The following is a 539-nucleotide window of genomic DNA, read 5'->3' on the forward strand; positions in this document are numbered from 1 at the left end:
AGATTCTGCAGTTGTACGCTTAGAACCTTACAGCGAATCACCATGGCCAGTAATTGATCGCGCCATGCTCAACCATGTTTGCCATACTGCGTTTCACCAACGTCGTAAAACCATGCGCAACAACATGAAAGAGTTAATGTCTGCTGAAGAACTTGAGCAAATTGGTATTGATCCAACCGTACGCCCAGAAACACTGCATGTAGCCGATATCGTAAAAATGGCGAACTACTTAAGTGAGCGTGGCAGTTAACTTATGGCTCATTACGTAGTTGGTGATATTCACGGCTGCCTGCAACCACTAAAAAACTTACTTGCCAAAGTTGAGTTTAATCCCCGTTACGATCAACTTTGGGCGGTAGGTGATTTAATTGGCCGCGGCCCGAATGCGCAAGCTACGCTAGAGTTTCTAGCTGATTTGGGACCAGCATTTCAAACCGTTCTTGGTAATCATGATTTACACGCATTAGCCGTGTTATGCGAGTTGCGCCGACCGAACCCCAAAGACAACACTGCAGACCTGCTGCACTCAACAAGCCGTG

The 539-nt window shown here is 46.8% G+C and carries 2 protein-coding genes; both read left to right on the plus strand.

The features are described from left to right. Positions 1-250, plus strand: a 250-nt coding sequence (locus VT06_RS17215) for an rRNA adenine N-6-methyltransferase family protein (protein ID WP_046555560.1), incomplete at its 5' end; no start/stop codon positions are given. Positions 251-253: 3 nt separating this feature from the next. Continuing rightward, on the plus strand, positions 254-539 hold a 286-nt coding region (locus VT06_RS17220; protein WP_046555561.1), incomplete at its 3' end, for a metallophosphoesterase.

This window comes from Arsukibacterium sp. MJ3 (assembly GCF_000987765.1).
GTDB lineage: Bacteria > Pseudomonadota > Gammaproteobacteria > Enterobacterales > Alteromonadaceae > Alishewanella.